Source organism: Corynebacterium sp. CCM 9204 (assembly GCF_041357695.1).
Taxonomy (GTDB): Bacteria; Actinomycetota; Actinomycetes; order Mycobacteriales; family Mycobacteriaceae; genus Corynebacterium.
Window position 1 is genome coordinate 194,761 of the sequence record NZ_JAUERX010000001.1, and the last position, 24,463, is coordinate 219,223.

Consider the following 24,463-nt stretch of genomic DNA (forward strand, 5'->3'; position numbering starts at 1 on the left):
TGGGTCATGCTGTGTGCCCAATGTAGGAGGTGCCACACTGGCGAAGGTGGCTTCGTTCCGGGTTGTGGAACACGGAGGCTGCGTGAAGCAGGATCGCGTCGGCCAAGAAACACGATGCCTCAATGTGGAGCTACGTGTGCTGCTGCTCGTAGAGGGGATCCGGATGCCGAGGGGTATCTCGCTCTGCAGACCGTCTCCTGTGTAGATCAGGCGCTGTCCCTCAATACCTGATCAGGGTCGGCAAGGGGGATGTCCGGGAACTGATTGAGTAGAACGACGTCGTCGGCTGCGAGAGCGAGCCGCCAGGAGAGTAGTTTTCCGCGGCTCATCACGGTGACGTGGATACCGTGTTCCTGGAGTTTGTGCACGTCCTCCAGGAAACAGTCATCACCGCTTGCGATGACGGTGTGGTCCCGGTGTCCGTCTTCGAGGAAGTCGTCGATCATCCGGGATATCTGTTCTCTTGTTCTGGCGGATCCGTGGAATCCCGCGAGGAAGGTGGCGTCCCGGAATCCACGTACCCCGATCTGCGCGGCGAGTAGGTTGGACCGCCTGGAACCGACGTACCAGAGGTCCCGGGGGCCCCATGGATAGGTGTGGAGCATGACGTCTGTCATTCGTCCGGCGATCAGCTCATCCGGTGTGTTCGTGTCACATAGGTTCTCTATGTCGAGAAAAGCGACCGTTCGAAGGTGTCGGGTGCGGGGAGAATCTGTGCGGTGGTTCATCTGAGAACTCCTGTCCAGAAGATGTGTTCGGGAATCCCGTTTCGGGTGTTCCTTCCGCATGCCGTGACATCGTCGGGGCGGGAATCCCTGCCCAGGCCGGTCGCGAGGACTCCGGTTGAAGGAGTGGAACAGCAGATGAACGGGCGCTGTCCGGAGCCTGTTCCTCCCGAGTATGTCCTTGTGTCGGAAGTGGTGCAAGCTCCCCTAGTTAGCTGGTTTTCACCTGGTGTGTTTATTCGCTGGTGGGAGCCATATGATGGGGGCTGCCGGGTGGGCCTCAGCCTAGGCGAGGAGAGCTCCGAGAACCCCGGTGGTGGCGACGACGAGTGTCACCGAGATAGCGAAGAGGAATGGTCGCGAACCGGCCGCCCGGATGGTGGCCGCTGTCACGCCGGTCCCCTGAGCGAACATCGCTGCAGCGAACATCCAGTGTTGGGTGGCTCCGACAGTGTCGATGAGGGAGGTCGGGAGGGGGACGAAGGTTCGGAGGAGGACAAGCCCGATGAAGGCTGCGACGAATGCGGGGACCAGCGGGGGAAGAGCTCCGGTGATCTCCCCGGCGGCTGCGGCTCGGGCCGCGTGCCGACGTTCGAGTGCCGCGAGGATCATCATCATCGGGGCGAGGAGCAGGACACGACCGAGTTTGACGGTTACCGCAATCGGTAGTACTGCTGCTCCTGCGAGGCCTCCCGCTGCGACGACCTGACTGACCTCGTGGACGCTCAAACCGATGAAGATCCCTTCCTGCCGAGGATCCCACCCGGCTAGATGCCCGATGACGGGCGCCAGTGCCAGGAGGATCGTGCCGAGGAGGGCGATCACCGCGATGGCGGTGACGAACTCGTGTTCCTTCTTCTTCGTCAGGACACCGTCGACCGCTCCGATCGCCGCCGCACCACAGATGGAACAACCAGCTCCGATGAGCAGAGCCTGTTGGCGGCGGAGGCCGAAGACGGGAGCAAGGATGAGTGTCGCTGCGAACCCGAGGACGACGGTGAGGACCGCGACGATGAGAACGGGCCAACCGAGTGCGAGCACCGTGGCTGCTGGGACGCCGAGGCCGAGGAGTGCGACACCGATCTTGAGGATGATCTTCGATGAGACTGCAACACCGGGCAGCATCCGTCCGGGGATCGTCCAGATATTGCCGACGATGCTGCCCAGGATAATTGCCACCAGTAGTAGGACACTGATTCCGGTGGCTTTCTCGATGAAGGTGTCCACCACGAAGGATGCGGCTGCTCCCACCAGACAGAGCAGCAAGCCAGGAATCACCTCACGGGTTTTATTCATGGCACAACACTAGTCGTACCTCACTCACGGTGGAGTGGTGAATCTGCCAGGTACGGTTGTGACGTAGCTCTTACCGGATCTGCGTGGGGGAAGCCGGGACCCGCCGGTCGTTACTGCCGATGAAGCCGGGGGCAGGAGGCCATCGGGGAACTCTGGTGCTGGATGAGCTCATTCATGCTGGCGTAGTGGGGCAGGTTCGACCGGAGAGGATGAAAATTATCCCGTGGGAAGGACACGAAAGAAGTGAGGGCCAGGCCCGCGTCGAGGTGATGGTGTTCGCTCCGCAGGAGCTCCCTCCGTCGATCTGACCCTCGGATAGGGGCGTGGAAAACCCGTTTTCCCGGTCGTGCAGCACCCGGACCGAATGGCGGCTGGGGGACGCTGCTCAGCGCATTAACTGAACTCGTCCCCGCTTGCCGCCGGGTCGGTAGGCACCCAGGCGCTTAAGTCGGGTCGAAGAGCCGTCAGCCGCCGAATACCGGGCGGAAGAACGCCCCCAGTGCCTCTGGCTCATTGAGGGGGAGGACCGCCGCGACGTATTGGTCAGGCCGCACGACGACGACCGCGCCGTCCCTGCTGATCCCGCGGTCGGTGAAGATGTCGTCGGAGGTGGTGACGCCGAAGACCTTCTCCATGTTGGTGAGCCGGAAGGGCCCGACCTCGGGGAAGAACACCCTCGGAACCTTGTTGATCAGGATGTCCGCGTGGAGCTGCTGGTAGATCACCCGCAGATCGAGGAGACTGTCATCGTCCGGCCCTGGTTTCGGGCCCCACACCAGGGGTGAGTTGGGGTTGGTGGACACCCACTCCGCCCACGTTGCCACGGCGGAGTCCTGCGTTCCCGCGGGTGCACCATCGGCGAACACGTACACGCGCCAGCGGCCGTCGGCGGTCGCCTGGTGCCCCAGGTGGATCGGGTTGGTGTCGCAAACACGGCTGACGATCGCGGATTTGAATCGCTTACCCACCGGATAGCCGGTGGCGAGCTCCTGGTGCTCGGTGCCGCCGGTGATCAGCGAGGGGGCGTACTCCGTCATGAAGCCGGCCGGGAACTCGGCGGTCTTGACGTAAAAGTCCTCGAGGAAGGATGGATCATCGAACTCCTCCGGCGGGGTGGCCATGAGGGTGGACCAGGTGCGGTCGAAGTCGATGAGGTCCTTCGCCACCACCTGGCGCTCGGCGGAGTAGGTGTGGAGCAGGTCAGCGGGGGAGGTACCGGAGAGAACGGCTCCGAGTTTCCATCCGATGTTGAAGCCGTCCTGCATCGAGACGTTCATGCCCTGGCCGGCCTTCGCGGAGTGCGTGTGGCAGGCGTCGCCGGTGATGAAAACGCGGGGTGCGCGCTCGTCATCATCGACGTCGTCGAATTTGTCGGTCAGCCGGTGGCCGACCTCGTAGACGGAGTGCCAGGCGACGTGCCTGACATCGACGCTGTAGGGGGTGAGGATCTCGTTGGCCTTCGCGATGATCTCCTCGATCGTCGTCGAGCGGATGGTGGCCTTGCGCTCCTCGGTAACGGTGCCGAGATCGACGTACATGCGGAACAGGTGCCCACCCTCCCGGGGGATCAGCAGGATACTGCCGCCGGAGCGGGACTGGATGGCACACTTCAGACGGATGTCGGGGAAGTCGGTGGCGGCGAGCACATCCATGACGCCCCAGGCGTGGTTGGCCTGGTCCCCTTCCAACTTGCGGCCTATCGAAAGGCGTACACCGGAACGGGCGCCGTCGCAGCCGACGACGTAGCGGGCACGGACGGTGCGCTCGGTGTCGGTGTTCGGGTTCTCGGCGCCCGTGCGCCGCAGTCGCACTTCGACCGGGTAGTCGGTGGCGTCGGGATCGTCGGCGACGGTGAGGTCGACGAACTCCCAGCCGTAGTCGGGGTGCATCCGTGACGGAGAGTTCTCCATGAACTCGGCGAAGTAGTCCAGGACACGGGCCTGGTTGACGATGAGGTGCGGGAACTCGGAGATTCCTGTTTCATCGTCGATCGCGCGATTGGCGCGGTAGATGTGGTTCGGGTTTGCGGGGTCAGGCTTCCAGAAGGCCATTTCGGTGATCCGGTAGGCCTCGTCGGTGACTTCACTAGCGAATCCGAACGCCTGGAAGGTCTCGACACTCCGGGCCTGGATACCGTCGGCCTGACCGACTTCCAGCCGGTGCGGCCGACGGTCGATGATCCGGGTGGATAGGTTCGGGAACATTGACAGTTGTGCTGCGGTGATCATTCCGGCGGGTCCGGCGCCCACGACGAGAACGTCCATTGTGTCGGGCAATTCGTCGGGTCGGTTGAGCCCCACTCCCGCTGCAGGGTGACGGCGGGGATCGCCGGAGACATATCCGTGGTGGTGGAACTGCATGGTGTTTCTCCTGTGGTCGGTGGGTGATCAGAGGGGCCGGGTTCAGTTCGGTCGAGGAGAGAGGTGGATCAAATATGATCTGATCATTTAGTGACCCATCTCTCTTCAATCTTTAGCACACCCTAAAGGGGGTATTAAGTGCGTGAGAGCCAACGGATGGGACTGACGCTCTGTTCCGCTTCGTGCTCGGGGCCGAGCGGGATTCCACTCCGGTCCCGGAGGGAGAGAACGGCGGCAAGCCCGATCAGGGTCATCGCGCCGAGGTAGACGGTGACGGCGTTGGTGGTACCGGTGGTCTGGACCAGCCAGGCGGCGATCATCGGCGCGAATGCACCGCCCACGATTGCGCCGATGGCATAAGAGATGGATACGCCGGAGAACCGGATGGAAGCGGGGAAGATCTCGGCGTAGAGCGCGGCCTGCTGGCCGTAGGTCAGGCCGAGTCCCAAGGTCAGGAAGCCGATGCCCAGGAAGAACAGGCCGACATTAGCGGTGTTGACCAGTGGGAACACGACGAGAACACCGAGGAACTGAAGGATGAAACCGATGATGTAGGAGGTGCGGCGTCCCACCCGGTCACTGAACCAGCCGGCGAACAGGGTGAAAATCAGCCAGGTGACGGCCGAACCGGTGACGGCCCACAGCACATCATCCCGGGACAGGCCGACGGGGCCGTCGGGGTCGGTTGCGTAGCCCTGGATGTATCCGCCGGTGGTCATGTAGCCCACCGCCGAGTTGCCGGCGAAGATGAGTGCGGCGACAAATACCAGCGGGGAGTGCTTGCGGAACAGGGTTTTGACTGGCGCGGACTCGGTCTCCGCGAGCTCGGCCATCTCAACGAATACGGGGGATTCCTCCACGCTGTGCCGGATCCAGGCGCCGACGATGATCAACAGGAACGACAGGAGGAAGGGGACACGCCAGCCCCAGGTGAGGAAGGCGTCGCCGGGGGCGATCTGGCTCATCACCGCGAGCACGCCGGATGCCAGGAGTAAACCTGCGGGGACACCGATCTGGGGGCAGGCGCCGTAGAGCCCGCGTTGTCTGACGGGAGCATGTTCGACGGCCATGAGGACTGCGCCGCCCCATTCGCCACCGGCGGAGATGCCCTGGATGATGCGCAGTGTGATCAGCAGGATCGGGGAGGCTGCGCCGATTGTTTCGTAGGTGGGCAGCAGGCCGATCAGGGCGGTGGCTGTGCCCATCACGATGAGCGTCAACATGAGCACCTTGCGGCGCCCGATCTTGTCGCCGTAGTGGCCTGCGAGGAATGCCCCCAGTGGGCGGAACAGGAAGCTGATTCCCACTGTGAGGAAGGCGACGATGGTTGATGCTCCGGAGCTCAAGCCACTGAACATGAGTTGGCGGAACACCAGGGCCGCAGCCATGGCGTAGAGGAAATAGTCGTACCACTCGATGGCGGTTCCGATGATCGTCGCCGCCGCGACGCGCCTGTGCTCAGTATCCCGGGCGGGGGTGATTTCTTCTTCCGGTGGTGAATGGTGCACGGAATCTCCTCGGGGCTTGTTCTGTGGTCTGGGGTGACATAGAGGCATAGTGTGTTCTGCGTTACTTGCCGGTCTGACTCCGGATCATATACGATCTCGGTCAGGGATCAAGACCCAATCAAGGAGGATCTGTGAATCACCCCCAGCCCCTACCCGTCACGCCAGGGAAGATCATCGCGGTTCACACCGCATTCTTTTCCCGTGCCGATCAGCGGGGCAGGCGCCCTGCCCGCCCCTCCTATTTCCTCAAGGCCTCCAGTTCACTGGGGGCCTCCGGCGACGTGGTCACCCGGCCCGAGGGCTGTGAACTCCTCGCCTTTGAGGGCGAGATAGCACTGGTCATCGGGCGTCCGGCCCGCAATGTCACCCTCGATGAGGCCTGGAGTCACGTCGCCTGGGTCACCGCTTCCAACGACCTCGGTGTCTACGACTGGCGTGCCCAGGACAAGGGGTCCAACATCCGTTCCAAGAGTCGGGACGGATTCACTCCGGTCGGTCCCGAACTGATTGACGCCCGTACCGTTGACCCCACCGAACTCCGTATCCGGACCTGGGTCAATGGTGAGCTTGTGCAGCAGGGCGGCACCACTGAGGAGGATCTGATCTTCCCGCTCGCCCAGTTCGTCGCTGACCTCTCCCAGCATTTCACTCTCGATGAGGGGGACGTGATTCTCACCGGAACCCCCGCTGGTTCGACCGTCATCGTTCCCGGCGACGTCGTTGAGGTCGAGGTCGACGCGCCCGGCGTCGCGGGTAATCCCACGTCGGGGAGGCTGCGCACCACCGTCGAACAAGGGACGGGAGCGGTTGATCCGGGGATCGGTATGACTCCGGCCATCGACGATAAACAGCGTGAAGAGGCCTGGGGTTCGCGGGCGGAGGCCGGGTTACCCGAGGATCCCACCGCCATCAGTGACGAACTCCGTGAAAAGCTGCTGGCGGCACCCACCGCCGGGTTGTCGGCGCAACTGCGGTCCCGGGGCTTGAACCAGGTCGTCATCGAGGGCGTGCACCCGCAGACCCGGGGAACGAAGATGGTCGGTGTCGCCAAGACGCTGCGTTTCCTGCCGGGCCGAGAGGACCTGTTCACATCCCATGGCGGTGGATACAATGCCCAGAAACGCGCCTTTGACTCACTCAAGCCCGGCCAGGTCCTCGTCATCGAGGCCCGCAACGAACCCGAATCGGGCACCCTCGGTGATGTGCTCGCGCTTCGCGCGAAATGCCTGGGTGCCGCCGGAATCGTCACTGACGGGGGGATCCGTGACTATGAACCCGTCCGTGAGATTGGACTGCCCGTCTTTGGGCGGGGAGCGCACCCTGCGGTTCTCGGGCGTCGTCACGTTCCCTGGGAGTCGGACACCGCCATCGCCTGCGGCAACGCGACCGTGCTCCCCGGTGACATCATCGTCGGCGACGATGACGGCGTGATCGTCATTCCGCGTGATCTCGCGGACGAGGTCGTGGACGCGGCACTCGCCAAGGAACGGGAGGATGAGTGGGTCGCCGCCCGTGTCGCCGAGGGCAACCCCGTGGACGGTCTTTTCCCACCGGTCGGGGCGTGGCGTGAACGCTTCACCGCCGACTCCACCGCCGGTGAAGAGGACTAGGAGGTCCGTGACCATGACTGTCCCGCCAGCCGCAGGTGGCTCTGACCCGGTGAAACTGTCCAAGACGGAGCAGGCCCACGAGTTGATCCGCGCGAAGATCACCTCGGGGGAGTACACCCCGGGGCACCGTCTCGTTCTATCCTCGATCGCCGAGGAACTGGGAGTATCCGTCGTTCCGATCCGCGAGGCAATCCGCCAGCTTGAGGCCGAGGGGCTGGTCACCTTCGAACGCAACGTCGGAGCGAAGGTACGCATGATCGATCGGAACCAGTATCTCGACTGCATGCAGACGCTCGCGGTACTGGAGGGACACGCCACCGCACTCGCCGCGCCCTTCCTCACCCCGGGTGAATTGGCGAAGGCCAGGGAACTGAACGAGAAGATGGAAGCCACCCTCCGGGACTTCGACGCGGTCGAGTTCACCATCCTCAACCGAAAGTTCCACCGCACTCTCGTCGGACGCTGCCCCAACCGTCATCTCATCGACCTGGTGACCCAGGAATGGGCGCGCCTCAGCCACCTCCGCGAGTCGATCTTCGCGTTCGTTCCCGACCGGGCCAGGGAATCCGTCGAGGAGCACTACCGGATACTCGCGATGATCGAGGTGGGCGCGGACCCCGAGTACATCGAGAAACTCGTCCGCCAGCACCGTCTCACCACACTTGACCACTACCTGAACGCCGACAAGACAGACAAGACAAAGGACAACACAGACAGATGAGCACTGACCGCCTCCCCGCGAACCTGCCCGAGAAGATCCGCCACTACATTGGCGGCGAATTCGTAGACTCCGCAGACGGGGACACCTTCGATGTCCTGGACCCCGTGACCAACGAGACCTACATCCAGGCGGCCTCCGGCAAGCAGGCCGACATCGACGCCGCTGTGTCCGCCGCAACGGCCGCCTTCAACGAGGGCCCCTGGCCGCAGATGCTCCCCCGCGAGCGGGCGCGCATCCTCATGCGCGTCGCCGATATCGTCGAATCCCGCGACGCCGAACTCGCCGAGATGGAGTCCTTCGATTCCGGTCTCCCGATCACCCAGGCCAAGGGGCAGGCCCGCCGCGCCGCCGAGAACTTCCGTTTCTTCGCGGACCTCATCGTTGCCCAGACCGATGACGCATTCAAGGTTCCCGGTCGCCAGATCAACTACGTCAACCGCAAGCCGATCGGCGTCGCGGGCCTGATCACCCCCTGGAACACCCCGTTCATGCTGGAATCCTGGAAGCTCGGCCCGGCGCTGGCCACCGGAAATACGGTGGTGCTCAAGCCCGCCGAGTTCACCCCGCTGTCCGCGAGCCTCTGGCCCGGCATCTTCGAGGAAGCCGGTGTACCTGCGGGAGTCTTCAACCTGGTCAATGGTTTCGGTGAGTATGCCGGTGACGCCCTGGTCAAGCACCCCGATGTCCCGCTGATCTCGTTCACCGGGGAGTCTCGCACCGGCCAGATCATCTTCGGCAACGCAGCCCCTCACCTCAAGGGCCTGTCGATGGAACTCGGCGGCAAGTCCCCGGCCATCGTCTTCGCCGACGCCGATCTCGACGAGGCGATCAACGCCACCATCTTCGGCGTGTTCTCCCTCAACGGCGAGCGCTGCACTGCCGGCTCCCGCATCCTCGTCGAGCGCTCCGTCTACGACGAGTTCGTCGAGCGCTACGCCGCCCAGGCCAAGCGCGTGAAGGTCGGCCTGCCCTCCGATCCAGCCACCGAGGTCGGCGCCCTCGTCCACCCCGAACACTTCGACAAGGTCATGTCCTACGTCGAACTCGGCAAAACCGAGGGCCGACTCGTCGCCGGCGGTGGCCGCCCGGAAGGCTTCGAGAACGGCAACTTCGTCCAGCCCACCGTCTTCGCAGACGTGCCCGCCGACGCCCGCATCTTCCAGGAGGAGATCTTCGGCCCCGTCGTCGCCATCACCCCCTTCGACACGGAACAGGAAGCCCTCGAACTGGCGAACAACACCCGCTACGGGCTGGCCGCCTACGTCTGGACCGGCGACCTCAAACGCGCCCACAACTTCGCCCAGAATGTCGAGGCCGGAATGGTGTGGCTCAACTCCAACAACGTCCGTGACCTGCGCACCCCGTTCGGCGGCGTGAAGGCCTCCGGTCTCGGGCACGAGGGCGGCTACCGCTCCATCGACTTCTACACCGACCAGCAGGCCGTTCACATCAACCTCGGCGAGGTGCACAACCCCGTCTTCGGCAAGCAGGACTGATCAGACTTACCCACCACCGCCGTCAGACGCCGCCCCCGACCGCACCCACTGCGGGAGGGACGGGCGTCGACAGGCGCCCCTGAGCACCAAGGAGAGAGTACGTGTCCAACCCCATCACCACCCCGACCTCGCCGCCGCCGGACGTCCTGCGCTGCGCGTACATGGAACTCGTCGTCACCGACCTGAAGCGGTCCCGCGATTTCTACGTCGACGTCCTTGACCTCGTGGTCACCTACGAGGATGACGAGGCGATCTACCTCCGCTCCATGGAGGAGTTCATCCACCACAACCTCATCCTCCGTAAGGGTGAGACCGCCGCCGTCGCGGTGTTCAGCTACCGCGTCCGCAGCCCCGAGGACCTCGACCGTGCCGAGGCGTTCTACCGGGAACTCGGCTGCCGGGTCGAGCGCAACCCGGACGGCTTCGTCCGCGGCATCGGTGATTCCGTGCGCGTCCAGGACCCGCTGGGCTTCCCCTACGAGTTCTTCTTCGACGTCGAACACGTCGAGCGGCTCTGCTGGCGCTACGATCTCTATACCCCAGGTGCTCTCGTCCGGCTCGACCACTTCAACCAGGTCACCCCGGACGTTCCGAAGGCCGTCAAATACATGGAGGATCTCGGGTTCCGCGTCACCGAGGACATCCAGGACGGTGACGGAACGGTCTACGCGGCCTGGATGCGCCGCAAGCCCACCGTCCATGACACCGCCATGACCGGCGGCGACGGCCCCCGCATGCACCACGTCGCCTTCGCCACCCACGAGAAGCACAACATCCTGGCGATCTGCGACAAGATGGGTGCCCTGCGGCTGTCGGACCGCATCGAGCGCGGGCCCGGGCGCCACGGCGTGTCCAACGCCTTCTACCTCTATCTCCGGGACCCCGACGGACACCGCGTGGAGATCTACACCCAGGACTACTACACGGGTGACCCGGACAACCCGCGTGTGACCTGGGACGTCCACGACAACCAGCGTCGGGACTGGTGGGGAACCCCCGTCGTACCGAGCTGGTACACCGACGCCTCCCGGGTCCTCGACCTCGACGGCAACCTCGTTCCCCTCGTGGAACGCACCGACGCCTCCGAAATGGAGCAGACCATCGGCGCCGACGGGTTCTCCTACACCCGCGCCGATGACGAGGACATGCCTGACTGGAAGAAGGGCGAGTACAAGTTGGGTCACCAGCTCTAGCCACCCATCGACTCCCCGAACAACCGGCCCACGCAGGAGGCACCATGCTCGACAGCAAGACCATTGAGGCGATCGCGGATGAACTCCGCGACGCCGAAAACAACCGCACGATGATTCCCTTGCTCACCGCCCGACACCCGGAGATGACGGTGGAGGACTCCTACGCCGTACAGAACGAGTGGCGGCGCCGCGGTATCGCCGCCGGGCGTCGCCCGGTCGGCCGCAAGATCGGGCTCACCAGCAAGGTGATGCAGGTCGCCACGGGTATCACCGAACCGGACTATGGCGCGATCTTCGCGGACATGGTGTACGAGTCCGGCTCGGTCATTGAGCACGGTCAGTTCTCCAATGTGCGTATCGAGGTCGAGCTCGCCTTCCAACTTAAGGAGGGCCTGCGGGGGCCGGACTGCACGGTCTTCGATGTGCTGCGCGCCACCGAGTACGTCGTACCGGCTCTGGAGATCCTGTCCTCGCGGATCGAGATGGAGGGCCGCACCATCGTCGACACCATCAGTGACAACGCGGCGATGGGGGCGATGGTCTACGGGGGGCGCCCGGTGGCGCCCGATGCGGTGGACCTGCGCTGGGTTCCCGCACTGCTCTACCGCAACGAGACCATCGAGGAGACCGGCGTCGCGGCCGCGGTCCTCGGTCACCCCGCCACGGGTGTCGCATGGTTGGCGAACAAGCTCGCCGAACACGGTGACCACCTGGAACCTGGGGAGCTCATTCTCGCCGGTTCCTTCACCCGCCCGATGTGGGTGGAACCCGGGGACACGGTCCACGCGGACTATGGCGAGTTGGGGAGCGTGACATGTCGTTTCGAGTGAGCCTCCCCGAACCCTTCGGTCGACGTCTCGCGGGTGCCGACCGGCCGCTCACCGGTCTGTGGGTGTGCTCCGGGTCGCCCGCGATGGCGGAGATCATGGCCTGCAGCGGTGCGGACTGGCTGCTCATCGACGGCGAGCATTCCCCGATCGGGTTGGAAACCATCACCAGCCTGCTGCGTGCCGTTGCCCCCTATCCGGCGATCCCGGTTGTGCGGGTACCGGTGCTCGACACCGCCCTGATCAAGCAGTACCTCGACCTCGGCGCCCAGTCGATCATGGTGCCGATGGTGCACACCAGACAGGATGCGGAGGCGGCCGTCGCGGCGATGCACTACCCGCCCCGAGGTGTCCGTGGGGTGGGCAGTGCGCTGGCCCGGTCTTCCCGGTGGAATGCGGTGCCGGACTACCTGGGCACAGCCGGGGAGACCGTGAGCTGCATCGTGCAGATCGAGTCGCCGCAGGCGGTGGAGAATGCCGCCGAGATCGCGTCCGTCGCCGGGGTTGACGCCGTGTTCATCGGCCCGTCCGACCTCGCCGCTTCAATGGGGGTTATCGGCCAGCAGTCCCACCCGGATGTGCTCGACGCCGTCTCCCGGGCGATGTGCGCGGTGAAGGACGCGGGTGTTTTCGTCGGCGTCAACGCCTTCAACATCGAACAGGCGCGGCAGTACATCGACGCAGGAGCCGATTTCGTCAACATCGGTGCCGATGTCCAATTGGCGGCCACCGCGTCCCGGGCCCTGGTCACCGATTTCAGAAAAGAGGATTAGGTGATGAACACCGACACCATCGACGTCTCCGCCCTGGTGCGGAATGTTCCCACGGGGCTGCTGATCGACGGCGAGTTCATCGAGGCCGCCGACGGAGCGACCTTCGATGTGGTCAACCCGGCGACGGAGGAACGCCTCGCGACGGTCGCGTCGGCGGGGGAGCGGGAGGCCCTGGCTGCCCTCGACGTGGCGTGCCGGGTGCAGAACCGGTGGGCGCGGACCCCGGCCAGACAACGCTCGGAGATTCTGCGCCGCGCCTTCGAGCTGGTGCGGGAACGCGCGGAGGAGTTCGCCACGCTGATGACCCTCGAGATGGGCAAACCCCTCGCCGAGGCCCGCGGTGAGGTCACCTACGGTGCGGAGTACCTGCGCTGGTTCGCCGAGGAGGCGGTGCGGGCTCACGGCCGTTTCGACGCCGCCCCCGAGGGTGGGCTGCGGATGCTCACCCGCCGCAAACCCGTGGGTCCGTGCCTGCTGATCACCCCGTGGAACTTCCCGCTCGCCATGGCGACCAGGAAGATCGCCCCTGCGGTTGCCGCCGGGTGCACGATGATTCTCAAACCCGCTGAACTGACTCCGCTGACCAGCCAGTTCCTCGCCCAGACGTTGATGGATGCGGGCCTTCCGGCAGGCGTCCTCGCGGTACTGCCGGGGGCTGACCCCGCGGCGGTGTCGGCCCCGCTGCTTGCCGACGCCCGTCTGCGCAAGGTCTCCTTCACAGGTTCCACGCGTGTGGGCAAGCTGCTGCTGCGGCAGGCCGCCGACGGCGTGCTGCGCACCTCCATGGAACTGGGGGGAAACGCCCCGTTCATCGTCTTCGACGACGCCGATCTCGATGCGGCGGTGGACGGCGCGATGGCCGCGAAGATGCGCAACATCGGTGAGGCGTGCACAGCCGCGAATCGGTTCCTCGTGCAGGAGAGCGTGGTAAACCAGTTCGCCGCCCTGTTCGCGGAGCGGATGAACACCGTCAAACTCGGGAACGGGATGGAACCCGGAATCACCTGCGGGCCGTTGATCTCCCGGCAGGCCAGAGACCGGGTCGCGGGCCTGGTTGATGATGCCGTCGAACGTGGTGCGACGGTGCTCACCGGTGGTCGTCCCGTCCCGGGGCCGGGCTGGTTCTACCCGCCGACGGTCCTGGTGGATGTGCCAGCGGGAGCCAGGGTGCTCACCGAGGAGATCTTCGGTCCCGTCGCGCCGATCATCACGTTCCGCGACGAGGACGAGGCCCTGGCCCTGGCGAACGACACGGAATACGGGCTCGCGTCCTACGTGTTCACCACCGACGCCTCACGGATGTACCGGATGGCGGACGGCCTCGACTTCGGGCTGATGGGATTCAACGCCGGGATCATCTCGAACGCGGCGGCACCCTTCGGTGGGGTGAAGCAGTCCGGTCTTGGTCGGGAGGGCGGCGCCGAAGGACTCGACGAGTACACCAGTATCCAGTACATCGGTGTCACCGACCCCTACGCTGAACGGGAGTGATCCTGATCCGGGACCTATTCCCGGCCAGAACAATGATGACGGCCCACCGTAGAGGGGGCCGTCATCATTGTTCTGCGTAGATCAGGACGCGAAGGTCACCGGGACCTCGACGACGTCCTTGAATCCCTCGGAGTGGTCACCGAAGACCTTGAGCACGCACTCGTCGGTGAGACAGTCGACGCCGTCACCGGAGGGGCTCGCGGTCAGGGTGAAGGAGGCGGTTCCGTCCTCGGAGATCTTCGCGTTGCCGCGCTCGTTCTGCAACCACGCCTGACTCTCCGTATCGCCCATCTCGCCGGTGCAGACCGGAACGGGGGAACCTTCGGGGCCCTTCGCCGCGCAGATCGCGGCGTAGTAGCCGGATTCGGGGTTCAGCCCGGAGACCTCAACGGCGACGGTATCGCCGGCCTTGATGCCGTCTGCATTGTCGACGGTGATCTCGACGTCGGAAGACCCGGAGGCAGCCTTCGCCGAGGTGGAGGACGGCTCTGACTTCTCGGAGGACTTCTCCGAGAGACCTGCGGAGGCAGACTTGCTCATCTCGGAGATACTGGAGCTGACCTCGGATGCGTCGGTTGTCTCGGAGGTCTCGGAATTCGAGCACGCGGCGAGCGGTGCCACGAAGATGAGGGATGCGGCAGCGAGTGCCGTGGTACGTGTGGTGAAGAGTTTGTGCATGGGATGCCTTTCGTCGGTGATGCAGGTGTCACTGATCATTGCCGGAGCGGTCCGGCATCTCGTCAATACGGTGCTGATCGGTGGAACTGACGAGGTTCTGGGCGGATTCTATCGCGATTTGGTTTCTTCGGTACCCCGGAGTAGCAATGACAACCCCGGTAGGGGTGATCACCGATGATCTCGGGGCCGGGTGGGGGAGAACCGTCGCGCCCGGTCGCCTGAGGAATATTGCATACGGCGGTGGTATCTACCGCGTTAACCGAGCAGCAGTGGCGGGAGGTCAGGGACTGGCAGGTGTGGCCCGGGGTGGAAGATCGCTGCGGGTCGCCTTCCCGATGATCCACCGCAGCAGACCCTCGAGCGGGCCACGGCGGAACCGCCACCGCCACAGGGATGAGATGAGCAGAGCCCCGAGCGCCGTCACCCCGAAGCCGTCCACGTCGAACCCGTTCTGCTGCGCTGGCAGCGGTGCACCGGCATCCCCCTGGTTTTCTTTCTCCCGGATGTACTCGTCGAAAAGTCGCTCCTGTTCAGAGAGGAAATCCTCCCACAAGTGTTCCTCGCGGGAACGAAAGTCCTCCCAGCCCGTCGACTCGCCGACGGTCCGCTGATACTCCTCCCACGCGGGTTCGTTCGGGAACTCGACAGCCGATGAGGACGACGGATCTCCGTCGTCCAGAGAGGCGTCCAGGGTCCACCCTGCATCGTGCTCCGGCCGATCGGAGGAGGAATACCCGTGTCCGATTAACGTCATGAGGGAGAATCCCGTGAGCATCGTCGCGGTGAGAACGTGGGCGACATAGACGGTGAGTGCCATCGACCCCGTGGCGCGCAGCGGGTAGAGCAGCACCTCGGCCCAGCGGACATGGCACGCCAGCAGACAGAGTCCGACGGTGGTGACGGCGGCACCGACGCTGACGAGCACATCCCCCAGACCACCGCTGTGCGGCGCCGCGGAGAGGAACAGATCCCGGGCGACGGTGAGATCGGGGTCGTGGAAATCGAAGAAGGGTGAGTCGTGCCCGATGTCGAGCACGTCGAGGCGCCACCACCAGATGCCCAACCCTGCGACCACCGCCCCGATCGTCGCGGTGACCGTCCATGCTCTAGGTCCGGAGTAGATGAGATGACGGTGCATCAGGATCCCGGTGATCCCGTACAACAGCCAGGCGGGGAGCGGATAACCGAGGGTGATCAGCATCGGATAGAAGTCACTCAGCCGTAGCAGGGTGGTCACTGCCGCGCCCGCGAGAAACAGTACCGACCACCAGATGAGAAGAGTCCTGGTCCGCCAGCGTACCGCCGGGGTGAGCAGGATGATCTCGATACCGATCGCCATGAGCACGACGGCGATCCTGGACTGCGTATAGGTCAGACCCAGTCCGATCGCGACGACGAGCATGCCCCGCACGTAAAGTTTGCTCCGCGAGTTCGCGAGGCATTCACCGCCGGCGATGGCCCCCGATTGGCCCATGAAACCCAGCGAGACCCCTGTGAGCACCGCGAAGAGCGCGGAAGGCAGCCCCGTAGCTAGTATGTGCGCCGTATTTCCGGTAAAGGAATCTTCGGATATACCGATGTGGGCGAACATCATCCCGACGATCGCGAGCGCCCGCGCGACGTCGATACCCGCCACCCGGGAACCTGTCCGGACCTGCACAGGCGGGGATTGCGTGACGGTCACGGTGTTCGCCTGGGGCACGGGGTTCTCCTTCGTGGGGGTCCCGCCGGAGCGGGCTGACGAGGTGGAACCTTACCAGCGTCTGAGAGCTTCTCAGCCTGCCTCCGGGACAGTGAGCTGCGCCGTCATCCCGATCGTCACTGTCTCCCCGGGTGCCACGGACATGCCCGCGAGATCCGGGCCCAGGAGTGCGGGTTCGACGCACACGAAGCGCCGCCATTCGCCCTCCCCGAGGTCCCGCATACCCGCGGCCGACTGCGCGCCGGGATTCCAGACGATGATCGAGTCCGTCCCACGGCCCGTCACATCCACCGTCCGGGTGCCGTCAGTCAGTGTCGCGGTCGTACCCGCGGGCGCGGTGACGATGGTGTCGTAGAGGCCGTCGAAGGAGATCGCGCCCTCGACGGTTCCGACGTGGTCGGTGACGCGGTCGAGAACCGGTGAGCCGTCGAGTCCGGTCACCGTCGCCTGATCGATGTCGTCGATCAGGTAGTACGGGTGGAACCCCAACTGCAGCAGACGGTCGGCATCGGCGTCATTGTGGGCGGACAGCTCCACGAAGACGCCGTTTGTCGTCGGGTCCGCGGTGAACGACAGGCGCCAGTCATCGTGGTCCAGTGTCGCGGCAAGGCCGGTGTCCGTCCTCCGGCAGTCCCATGCCATGCGCCGCGCGAAGCCGTGGGCGGGTTCCTCACCCAGGAGGGTCCCGAACCACGGGGCGAGCAGCGGAATCCCGCCACGGATCGGGGTACCGACCCCGCAGCCGGTGGTGGAGCTGACGAAGAGCAGTTCACCTCCCGGGGTCTCCACCGACACGAGGTGAGCACCTGCGGGGTGGAAGGTCAGGCCGTTCGAGGTGATCAGATCATGAGTATCCATACCTCCCGAATGTAGTCTCCCGGGCACCGGGGAGGCCGCTATCCTGGAACCTTATGACGGTCACCACCACCAGCCGACGGTTCGGACACACCTTCCGCAGCCACACCCTCTCCGTCCCCTGGGATCCGGCGGCCCCGGGACGGGGAAACCTCGACCTCTACGCCCGTGAGATCATCCCGGATGGCGGGGAGAACCTTCCCGTCCTCATCTTCCTGCAGGGCGGCCCCGGCAACCCTGCTCCCAGGCCCACCGGCATCAGTGGCTGGATCGCTGAGGTACTGAAAACCCACCGCCTCGTCCTCCTGGACCAGCGGGGAACCGGGCGCTCCGGCCGGATCGACGCAGCCTGCCCGCACATCGACGCCGCGGACCTCACCGAACGGCTCACGCTGCTACGTGCTGACCTCATAGTCGAGGACTGTGAACGGCTCCGGGAGTACCTCGGTGTGCAGCGGATTTCGCTCTACGGGCAGAGCTTCGGCGGCTTCTGCATCACCACGTATCTCTCCCGTCACCCTGATCGCGTGGACACCGCACTGCTCACCGGCGGACTGCCGACCATCAGCCGGAGCATCGATGACGTCTACCGCGCGACCTACACCCAACTAGCCCGCCGCCACCGGGACTTCTACGCGCGCTTCGACTGGGTCGAAGACCGGATCCGCGAGGTCTGTCACCACCTGGACAACTCCGACGAACGACTCCCCACCGGTGAACGCCTGAGCTCCAGAAGGCTCCGGCTCATCGGAACCGAACTCGGTCGCGGCGCCGGATTCGACACCCTCTCCTACCTCTTCGAGCAGCCCTTCCACGAGGTGAAGGGGGAGAAGCGGCTGCGCCGGGACTTCCTTGACGATGTCGGTGGGCGAGTCAGCCTGGAACGGCACCCGCTCTACGCGGTGATTCACGAGTCGATCTACGGGGGCACCGTCCCCGGCGCCACCGACTGGTCCGCGCACCGCATGCGCACCACGGTGGAGGGCTTTGCCGAGGACGCCGACCCCCGCGACCTCTCCGAACCCTTCTACCTCACCGGCGAACACATCTACCCCTGGCAGTTCGAGGAGGACCCGGCTCTGGTCCCGTTCCGGAGCGTTGCCGAGGATCTTGCGGTGAAGGATGACTGGTCTCGCCTCTACGACGCCGACGTGATCGCGTCCTCTCCGGCCGTCGCCGCAGCAGCGATTTACGTCGACGACATCTACGTTCCCATGCAGATGTCCCTGGAGACCGCGGAGGTCTACCGGGACCTCAGACCCCACATCACCAACCGGTTCCAGCATGACGGCATCCACCACGATGGCGCGGGCATCCTCGGTCGCTTGCTGGAACTGGCACGGGATCACTGAGGGAGGTTGTGCAGTGGCCGCCACGCGCTAGGGTGGAGGCACCCCCGGATACCGGGACGATTCGGAAATGACAGACACCGTCACGGAGGACACACCACGTGAATGACAAGGACCACCTCGACACCGGGGCATTCGACGCAACCGGACACGGTGCCGATATCCCGGACAACCTCGAGGGCCTGTTCGAAGTTTTCCGGATCGACGAGGAGCATGTGCTCGACCTCGAACGGATTTTGCCGCAGGCCTACTCCTGACCGGGTAGCTCCACGCCGGGCCCCGGGTAGGAATCCTGGGCGCCGTGCCCCGTGACCGCGAACGCGCCGACCCGCACCGCGTGCCGCGTGGCCGTCACGAGATCATCCCCGGCGGCGAGTCGGGCCACGCACGCCCCAGCGAACGCGTCCCCCGCACCGGTGGTGTCCACCGGGGTGACTGACGGACTCGGGATCCGCTCGCAGCCCTCGGGCGTCGCCACCAGTGCGCCCTCCGCACCGAGCGTCAGAATGACCGAGGAGAAACCCGCCTCCACGAGCGCCCGGGCACAGGACTCCGGGCCGGCCGCAACCGCAGCGGCACCGTCTGCACCCAACTGCGTAAGGATCAGGCCGGCCTCATGCTCATTCGCCATCAACGGATCGGCCCGCAGCAAAGCGTCCCGGTCGACCTCCACCACAGGCGCGAGATTGACCACCACCCGCCCCGTGGCCGCATCCACTGCAGCGTGAAAACCGGATGCCGGTATCTCACCCTGCAGGAGAACGATCCCAGCCTCAGCCACCGTTCCACGCCACCTGTCGACGAGATCCGCGTCCACCGCGCCGTTCGCGCCGGGAATGACCATTATCGAGTTCTCCCCGGTCGGATCCACGGTGATCACCGCGAGGCCGGTTGCGCCGGGAAACTTTTCCACCGCAGCCAGGTCCACACCGGAGGACCGGAGGACCGCCGTCGCCGGTGCGGCGTACGCGTCATCGCCCACGGCACCCACGAAATGGACTTCTGCACCCTGCAGCGCGGCGGCGACCGCCTGATTCGCCCCCTTGCCGCCGGGGGAGATGCTTCCACCCGACGCCATGACGGTTTCACCTGGTCCGGGGCGCCGTGCGACTGAGACGGTGAGATCGGCGTTGATGGAACCGACGACGGTGACGGAAAGTGGCTGCGCATTCATGATTCTCCTCCGTGTTTCGGTGGGATGGGACTGGATCCGTATTGTGTCCCGACATTCCTTCGGGTCCATTGTGTCAGGGGAACGATCCGTACGGTACAAGTCTTCGTCCTCCGTTTCATGAAGGTGGAGGAAGTCTGAGAATCGAGGTCCTTCGTGTCGATTTAGGTGACCAGTTTCGTTGAAATTTCGGGAATACGGGGAGGGATTTTTATGTTTTTCATGCTTGAGGTTACGGCGTCGGAGGTAGCTGAAATGCGGAGAGCTTTATAAAAGTGCAGTTCAAATGTTTTTCCTTCCCATATTTTGCACACCGCTGGCTTGATTACTTGTTTTTGGGCCTGGATGGAAAAGGCCTTTACCCGAGAAATTTAGTATTTAGTGAAACTAAATGTATGGAAAGTCCATATGTGGCAAAAATCAAACTTCTGCGAGGTTCGATATTTTGGACTCGCAATGTTGGGAGATTGTATAAGGGGAAAAGTGAGAAGTGGCGGAAGTAAGGCTGGGGTCCTGCTTCTGGCGGTGATGCTCATGGTGTTTGGGTTGGCGGTGCCGACTCAGTAGGTGTATGCGGTCAGGCCGGGGTGCCGGAACCAGGAATGGGGGAGCAGATTTATGAGGGCCATGAGAAATAGGAGCGTTTCCCGGTTCACATCCGGTGTGTCACGAAAATGGACCACACCGAACTCCGTCATCACACCGGAGTAGGGGGTGGCGGAAGTTGCCTCCACGTCGACAATGAAGTAGCGGCTCATGAATTGACGTTCGGAAAAGACTCGCTTACTGCTCCCGCCATATGCGTAGTCCGGCCCGGATAAGAGGAATTTGGAGCGGGAGTCGGAGAAACGCTATTGAGCGCAGCCAGGGTGATTTTCGGCGGAAGTCCCACGCCATCTTCATGTTCCCCGGCCACACACCGAGCATGAGGAAGGTGGTCACCAGTCCGCCGATACGGCGGGTACCCGGGATCGCCAACAGAAGTGCGGTCGCGAGTTCGAGGTAGCCGGATCCGTAGGTCCAGGCTCGTTGAGCGCCGGGAAGCTGCTCGGGGACGAGCCTGTCGAATCCATCGGGTCGCAGGAAGTGCATCAATCCGGCAAAGCTGAACAACACGATCAGGAAACGTCTCATGGAATCTCAGTTTAGCGACGGCAGGAACTACGGCTGAGCCGGGAGACGGCTCAGTTGACCCTGATCCGGTTTGCTATGCCACCCATTCCGGTGATCTGCACGGTGACGGTGTCTCCGTGGATGAGCATTTCCCGGGGAGACCGCGCCCAACCGACCCCGCCTGACGTTCCCGTCGCTATCACATCACCGGGATGGAGATCGATGAATGTACTGATGAACTGCACCAGGGCTGCGGGGTCGAATACAAGCTCCCGGATATTCGCCCGCTGTTTCACCTCTCCGTTCACCCGGGTGATCAAGGTAGCTTCGGACGGATCACATTCGTCAGTGGTCGTGAGCCAGGGGCCGAACCCGGATGCGGAACCCAGGTTCTTTCCCTGAAGCCATTGTGCTGTCCGATACTGGAGATCCCGCATCGTGAAGTCATTGAAGACCGTGTAGCCGATAACCGCAGCACCGGCGGTGGCCTCGTCCGGTGAGCTGTTCATGGGGACGTGGTTGCCGATGACCACTGCGAGTTCCCCCTCGAAGTCCAGAGCATCCGCGTTCGCACGCGGAACGTGGACCTCGTCGAAGGGGCCGGTCAGTGCATCAGCGAACTTGGCGAAGAGCGTGGGTACGTCGGGGAGGTCGTGGCCCATCTCGGTGATGTGATCTGCGTAGTTCAAGCCAGTGCAGAGCATTTTGCCGGGATAGGTGATCACGGGGCGGATATCAGACCCCGTGATTTCGGTGGTTTCCCCGAGTGCCGTGGCAACCAGATCGCGGCGGTGCTCGTGCCGGAGAAGATCCCCGACGTCTCTCAATCGGATGTCTGCGATGGGATGGATTCGGAAAACCGCATCCCGGGCCATCCCTGACGTGAGTGCTTCATCCAGTACTTTTTCGGCGGCCTCTGGTTCCGCGAGGAAAGCTGGGTGAGTTCTCCCGTCCTGTCCGAGGTACGTCAACAGCTTCATTTGATGATCGTATATCAGAAGGGGCTGGTGGAGTGACAGTTTTTGAGGCGCCGGGAAAGCCGGGGCGACGCGCATGACGAGCACCGGACACGAGATGAATGAGTCCCAGTTTCAATGTCGAGAAGTGGAGGAAGTCTTGTGCGGCGAGTGGCTGAGAACGGCTGCCTCGTCACCGTCACGCGGGATAGGTCATTCCGCTTGCAACGGCCACATCTGCCTTGAGCCGCTCCAGACGGGCGGCAGCGGCTGCGTGCGGGACACCATCGTTGGCCGCTACCGGCAAGACCACCTCGAGATAGCACTTGAGCTTCGGTTCGGTTCCGGAGGGGCGCACGATGACGCGATCATCGTCGCGGGTGACCAGGAGCATGCCGTCTGTCGGAGGCAATCCCCGGTAGCCGTCGAGGAGATCCACGCACTCGACGACGGGGGATCCCGCGAGCTGGCTCGGCGGTGCGGAACGCAGCGTGCGCATGCCCTCCGTGATGAGCGACGTGTCCGCCACCCGGAACGTCAGTGGGGCCGTGGCGTGGAGACCGTGGGCGCGAGCGAGATCGTCGAGTTCATCGCGGAGCGTTCTACTCCGGGACTTCACCTCCGCCGCCAGGGCACACAGGGTCACCGCGGCGGTTACCCCGTCCTTGTCGCGGACGAAGTCGGGGTCACAGCAGTATCCGATGGCCTCCTCGTAGCCGAAGATCATGCCCGGGGTTCGGGCGATCCACTTGAATCCGGTCAGGGTCGCCTCGTGCCGCAGACCGTGGGCCTCCGCGATCCGGGCGAGCAGACGACCGGAGACGATGGAACTCGCCAGCACCGTGTCTTCCCCGGTGCTACCGTTTTCCCGCCGGGCCGCCAGGAACTCGCCGAGGAGAGCCCCGATCTCGTCGCCGGTGAGCTGCCGCCACCCGGCGAGGGCCTCCGCGTCCGGAATAGCGGCGGAACACCGGTCTGCATCCGGGTCGAGCGCGATGATGATGTCGGCGTCGATCTCCCGGGCCAGCTCCATCGACAGGTCGAGTGCCCCAGATTCCTCCGGGTTCGGAAATGCGACGGTGGGGAAGTCGGGGTTCGGCTCAGCCTGGCCGGGAACGAGGTGCACGTCCGTGAACCCGGACGCTTCCAGGGCGCGGATAGCGGTGGACCCACCGACGCCGTGCATCGGGGTGATCACCACCTTGAGGTCCGAACGGGCCTTGTCCGGTGCCGGGAACGCCCGCCCGATCTTCGCCGCGCGCGCCAGGTACTCGTCTAGAACATCGACGTGTTCCACTTTCTCCCACGCGAGAGCGATCTCATCCGCAGGTGGCGCAGTGGCGATGGCCTCCGCGATTTCGGTGTCGGCGGGGCTGATGAGCTGGACACCTTTGGCCGGGCCCCGGGCGACGCGACTACCCAGGTAAACCTTGTAGCCGTTGTCGTCCGGGGGATTGTGAGAGGCGGTGACCATGATTCCCGCGTCGGCACCCAGGTGCCGGACAGTGAATGCGGTGACCGGGGTGGGCAACTGAGCGGGCAAGACCAGTGCCCGACCTCCGGCTGCGGCGACCACACCCGCTGCGGCCTTCCGGAAGTCGGCGGAACCGTGGCGGGCGTCGCAGCCGATCACCACCGTGGGGGAATCACCGATCTGTTCGCGCAACCAGGTCATCAGCCCGTGGGTCGCTCGGGTGACCACGGCCCGGTTCATCCGGGTCTCCCCGGCACCTACTCTGCCCCGTAGTCCGGCGGTGCCGAAGGTGAGGGGACCGGAGAACCGGGACTCCAATTCCCGAATGGCGGCACTGTCAGAGTCACCGTTCGTCGCGGCGTTGATGAGCTGGTTGAGTTCCTCCCGCGTCGCCGGGTCAGGATCATGGGACGCCCAGGTGCGGGCACGGTCGATGAGGGTCATTCAGGTCACGTCTTTCTGGCGAAATGGGGGTGGTTCGTGTCAGTCTTCGAGCCCGTCGAGGATGACCGCAGAGGAGGAGAGGCCCAGTCTGGTCGTACCGGCCTCAACCATCGCGACCGCTTCCTCGGCGCTGCGGATGCCGCCGGAGGCCTTGACCCCGAGACGACCACCGACGGTGTCAGCCATGAGCTTCACCGCGTGGACGCTGGCGCCACCGGCCGGGTGGAAGCCGGTGGAGGTCTTGACGAAGTCGGCACCGGCGGCCTCCGCAGCGGCGCAGGCCGCGATGATCTCATCGTCGTCGAGTGCGGCGGACTCGACGATCACCTTGAGCACGACGGGGGAGGGGCATGCCCCGCGGACTGCGCGGATCTCCGACTCCAGGGCGTCGAAGCGCTTCTCTTTCGCCAGGGCGATGTTGATGACCATGTCGATCTCCTCGGCGCCGTCCGTGACTGCACGGGCTGCTTCGGCTGCCTTGATCTCGGGCTTGACGGCTCCCGATGGGAACCCGACGACGGTGGCGATGTGCAGTCCCGCCGGAACCTCGACCGGGAGCTGCGAGGGGGAGACGCAGACCGAGTAGCAGCCCAGCCGGTCCGCCTCGGCGACAAGTGCGGCGACCTGGTCCGCGGTGGCCTCCGGTTTGAGCAGGGTGTGGTCGATGATGCGGGCGATCTCCGTGCGGGGGTGTGCGGTCATGTCTTTCAGTTCTCCTTGG

At 64.5% G+C, this 24,463-nt stretch carries 22 protein-coding genes; 9 read left to right on the forward strand and 13 right to left on the reverse strand.

All coding sequences use genetic code 11. The features are described from left to right. Positions 1-206: 206 nt before the first annotated feature. The 4 genes from QWU43_RS00860 to QWU43_RS00875 all read right to left on the reverse strand — a co-directional run bounded on the left by QWU43_RS00860 (position 207) and on the right by QWU43_RS00875 (position 5,889). Positions 207-728 (reverse strand): NYN domain-containing protein, encoded by a 522-nt coding sequence (locus QWU43_RS00860; RefSeq protein WP_370916908.1) that lies wholly within the window; start codon positions 726-728, stop codon positions 207-209. Positions 729-1,010: 282 nt separating this feature from the next. Beyond that, positions 1,011-2,021 carry a YeiH family protein gene (locus QWU43_RS00865; protein ID WP_370916909.1) on the reverse strand — a complete coding sequence of 337 codons (1,011 nt, stop codon included), beginning with the start codon at positions 2,019-2,021 and terminating at the stop codon, positions 1,011-1,013. 464 nt (positions 2,022-2,485) lie between these two features. Further along, positions 2,486-4,381: an FAD-binding monooxygenase gene (locus QWU43_RS00870; RefSeq protein WP_370916910.1), complete on the reverse strand. Its 1,896-nt coding sequence runs from the start codon at positions 4,379-4,381 to the stop codon at positions 2,486-2,488. Between the two features lie 134 nt (positions 4,382-4,515). Beyond that, entirely contained in the window at positions 4,516-5,889 is a 1,374-nt protein-coding gene (locus tag QWU43_RS00875; protein WP_370915712.1) for an MFS transporter, read from the reverse strand. A gap of 131 nt (positions 5,890-6,020) precedes the next feature. On the opposite strand from QWU43_RS00875, the gene QWU43_RS00880 reads away from it, so the two are divergent. The 7 genes from QWU43_RS00880 (at position 6,021) to QWU43_RS00910 (ending at position 14,000) form a co-directional block, all read left to right on the forward strand. Continuing rightward, on the forward strand, positions 6,021-7,499 hold the full coding sequence (locus QWU43_RS00880) for a fumarylacetoacetate hydrolase family protein (RefSeq protein WP_370915713.1): 1,479 nt from the start codon (positions 6,021-6,023) through the stop codon (positions 7,497-7,499). 13 nt (positions 7,500-7,512) lie between these two features. After that, positions 7,513-8,220: a GntR family transcriptional regulator gene (locus QWU43_RS00885; RefSeq protein WP_370915714.1), complete on the forward strand. Its 708-nt coding sequence runs from the start codon at positions 7,513-7,515 to the stop codon at positions 8,218-8,220. Further along, complete coding sequence (gene hpaE / locus QWU43_RS00890) at positions 8,217-9,716, forward strand: 5-carboxymethyl-2-hydroxymuconate semialdehyde dehydrogenase (protein WP_370915715.1); 1,500 nt, start codon at positions 8,217-8,219, stop codon at positions 9,714-9,716. The genes QWU43_RS00885 and hpaE overlap by 4 nt, the downstream gene beginning before the upstream one ends. A 101-nt stretch (positions 9,717-9,817) precedes the next feature. After that, positions 9,818-10,909: a 3,4-dihydroxyphenylacetate 2,3-dioxygenase gene (gene hpaD / locus QWU43_RS00895; RefSeq protein WP_370915716.1), complete on the forward strand. Its 1,092-nt coding sequence runs from the start codon at positions 9,818-9,820 to the stop codon at positions 10,907-10,909. A gap of 44 nt (positions 10,910-10,953) precedes the next feature. After that, positions 10,954-11,739, forward strand: coding sequence for a 2-oxo-hept-4-ene-1,7-dioate hydratase (hpaH, locus tag QWU43_RS00900; protein ID WP_370916911.1), 786 nt, complete (start codon positions 10,954-10,956; stop codon positions 11,737-11,739). Beyond that, positions 11,724-12,509 (forward strand): HpcH/HpaI aldolase/citrate lyase family protein, encoded by a 786-nt coding sequence (locus QWU43_RS00905; protein WP_370916912.1) that lies wholly within the window; start codon positions 11,724-11,726, stop codon positions 12,507-12,509. Before hpaH ends, QWU43_RS00905 begins: the two co-directional genes overlap by 16 nt. A gap of 3 nt (positions 12,510-12,512) precedes the next feature. Further along, on the forward strand, positions 12,513-14,000 hold the full coding sequence (locus QWU43_RS00910; protein WP_370916913.1) for an NAD-dependent succinate-semialdehyde dehydrogenase: 1,488 nt from the start codon (positions 12,513-12,515) through the stop codon (positions 13,998-14,000). An 81-nt stretch (positions 14,001-14,081) separates the two neighbouring features. Here QWU43_RS00910 and QWU43_RS00915 read toward each other — a convergent pair whose 3' ends face one another. The 3 genes from QWU43_RS00915 to QWU43_RS00925 form a co-directional block, all read right to left on the reverse strand. Then, positions 14,082-14,717, reverse strand: coding sequence for a thiamine biosynthesis protein (locus tag QWU43_RS00915; RefSeq protein WP_370916914.1), 636 nt, complete (start codon positions 14,715-14,717; stop codon positions 14,082-14,084). 241 nt (positions 14,718-14,958) lie between these two features. Beyond that, positions 14,959-16,380, reverse strand: coding sequence for a heparan-alpha-glucosaminide N-acetyltransferase domain-containing protein (locus tag QWU43_RS00920; RefSeq protein WP_370916915.1), 1,422 nt, complete (start codon positions 16,378-16,380; stop codon positions 14,959-14,961). Positions 16,381-16,452: 72 nt separating this feature from the next. Continuing rightward, entirely contained in the window at positions 16,453-17,238 is a 786-nt protein-coding gene (locus tag QWU43_RS00925) for a D-hexose-6-phosphate mutarotase (protein ID WP_370916916.1), read from the reverse strand. A gap of 53 nt (positions 17,239-17,291) precedes the next feature. Between QWU43_RS00925 and QWU43_RS00930 the strand changes: the two genes are divergently transcribed. Together QWU43_RS00930 and QWU43_RS00935 are read left to right on the forward strand one after the other, a co-directional pair. After that, the gene (locus tag QWU43_RS00930; protein ID WP_370916917.1) at positions 17,292-18,587 is read left to right on the forward strand and encodes an alpha/beta fold hydrolase; all 1,296 of its coding nucleotides are present in this window, start codon (positions 17,292-17,294) and stop codon (positions 18,585-18,587) included. A gap of 98 nt (positions 18,588-18,685) precedes the next feature. After that, positions 18,686-18,841 carry a hypothetical protein gene (locus QWU43_RS00935; RefSeq protein WP_370915723.1) on the forward strand — a complete coding sequence of 52 codons (156 nt, stop codon included), beginning with the start codon at positions 18,686-18,688 and terminating at the stop codon, positions 18,839-18,841. Here QWU43_RS00935 and QWU43_RS00940 read toward each other — a convergent pair. The 6 genes from QWU43_RS00940 to deoC all read right to left on the reverse strand — a co-directional run bounded on the left by QWU43_RS00940 (position 18,832) and on the right by deoC (position 24,444). Further along, complete coding sequence (locus tag QWU43_RS00940) at positions 18,832-19,758, reverse strand: ribokinase (RefSeq protein WP_370915724.1); 927 nt, start codon at positions 19,756-19,758, stop codon at positions 18,832-18,834. The two genes, QWU43_RS00935 and QWU43_RS00940, sit on opposite strands and share 10 nt — an antisense overlap. A gap of 557 nt (positions 19,759-20,315) precedes the next feature. Beyond that, positions 20,316-20,513, reverse strand: a complete 198-nt coding sequence (locus QWU43_RS00945; protein ID WP_370916918.1) for a hypothetical protein — start codon at positions 20,511-20,513, stop codon at positions 20,316-20,318. Between the two features lie 25 nt (positions 20,514-20,538). Then, on the reverse strand, positions 20,539-20,889 hold the full coding sequence (locus QWU43_RS00950; protein WP_370913676.1) for a MauE/DoxX family redox-associated membrane protein: 351 nt from the start codon (positions 20,887-20,889) through the stop codon (positions 20,539-20,541). 50 nt (positions 20,890-20,939) lie between these two features. Further along, positions 20,940-21,848, reverse strand: a complete 909-nt coding sequence (locus tag QWU43_RS00955; RefSeq protein WP_370916919.1) for a fumarylacetoacetate hydrolase family protein — start codon at positions 21,846-21,848, stop codon at positions 20,940-20,942. A gap of 175 nt (positions 21,849-22,023) precedes the next feature. Then, complete coding sequence (locus QWU43_RS00960) at positions 22,024-23,742, reverse strand: phospho-sugar mutase (RefSeq protein ID WP_370916920.1); 1,719 nt, start codon at positions 23,740-23,742, stop codon at positions 22,024-22,026. A 39-nt stretch (positions 23,743-23,781) separates the two neighbouring features. Further along, complete coding sequence (gene deoC, locus QWU43_RS00965) at positions 23,782-24,444, reverse strand: deoxyribose-phosphate aldolase (RefSeq protein ID WP_370916921.1); 663 nt, start codon at positions 24,442-24,444, stop codon at positions 23,782-23,784. Positions 24,445-24,463: the final 19 nt, after the last annotated feature.

What these genes read in the sequence shown, in the direction of transcription:
- QWU43_RS00865 (WP_370916909.1), bottom strand. Translation starts at nt 2,021, where the DNA reads ATGAATAAAACCCGTGAGGTGATTCCTGGCTTGCTGCTCTGTCTGGTG.
- hpaH (WP_370916911.1), top strand. Translation starts at nt 10,954, where the DNA reads ATGCTCGACAGCAAGACCATTGAGGCGATCGCGGATGAACTCCGCGAC.
- deoC (WP_370916921.1), bottom strand. Translation starts at nt 24,444, where the DNA reads ATGACCGCACACCCCCGCACGGAGATCGCCCGCATCATCGACCACACC.
- QWU43_RS00930 (WP_370916917.1), top strand. Translation starts at nt 17,292, where the DNA reads ATGACGGTCACCACCACCAGCCGACGGTTCGGACACACCTTCCGCAGC.
- QWU43_RS00915 (WP_370916914.1), bottom strand. Translation starts at nt 14,717, where the DNA reads ATGATCAGTGACACCTGCATCACCGACGAAAGGCATCCCATGCACAAA.
- hpaE (WP_370915715.1), top strand. Translation starts at nt 8,217, where the DNA reads ATGAGCACTGACCGCCTCCCCGCGAACCTGCCCGAGAAGATCCGCCAC.
- QWU43_RS00950 (WP_370913676.1), bottom strand. Translation starts at nt 20,889, where the DNA reads ATGAGACGTTTCCTGATCGTGTTGTTCAGCTTTGCCGGATTGATGCAC.
- QWU43_RS00925 (WP_370916916.1), bottom strand. Translation starts at nt 17,238, where the DNA reads ATGGATACTCATGATCTGATCACCTCGAACGGCCTGACCTTCCACCCC.
- QWU43_RS00940 (WP_370915724.1), bottom strand. Translation starts at nt 19,758, where the DNA reads ATGAATGCGCAGCCACTTTCCGTCACCGTCGTCGGTTCCATCAACGCC.
- QWU43_RS00945 (WP_370916918.1), bottom strand. Translation starts at nt 20,513, where the DNA reads ATGAGCCGCTACTTCATTGTCGACGTGGAGGCAACTTCCGCCACCCCC.
- QWU43_RS00870 (WP_370916910.1), bottom strand. Translation starts at nt 4,381, where the DNA reads ATGCAGTTCCACCACCACGGATATGTCTCCGGCGATCCCCGCCGTCAC.
- QWU43_RS00910 (WP_370916913.1), top strand. Translation starts at nt 12,513, where the DNA reads ATGAACACCGACACCATCGACGTCTCCGCCCTGGTGCGGAATGTTCCC.
- QWU43_RS00955 (WP_370916919.1), bottom strand. Translation starts at nt 21,848, where the DNA reads ATGAAGCTGTTGACGTACCTCGGACAGGACGGGAGAACTCACCCAGCT.
- QWU43_RS00905 (WP_370916912.1), top strand. Translation starts at nt 11,724, where the DNA reads ATGTCGTTTCGAGTGAGCCTCCCCGAACCCTTCGGTCGACGTCTCGCG.
- QWU43_RS00960 (WP_370916920.1), bottom strand. Translation starts at nt 23,742, where the DNA reads ATGACCCTCATCGACCGTGCCCGCACCTGGGCGTCCCATGATCCTGAC.
- QWU43_RS00885 (WP_370915714.1), top strand. Translation starts at nt 7,513, where the DNA reads ATGACTGTCCCGCCAGCCGCAGGTGGCTCTGACCCGGTGAAACTGTCC.
- QWU43_RS00860 (WP_370916908.1), bottom strand. Translation starts at nt 728, where the DNA reads ATGAACCACCGCACAGATTCTCCCCGCACCCGACACCTTCGAACGGTC.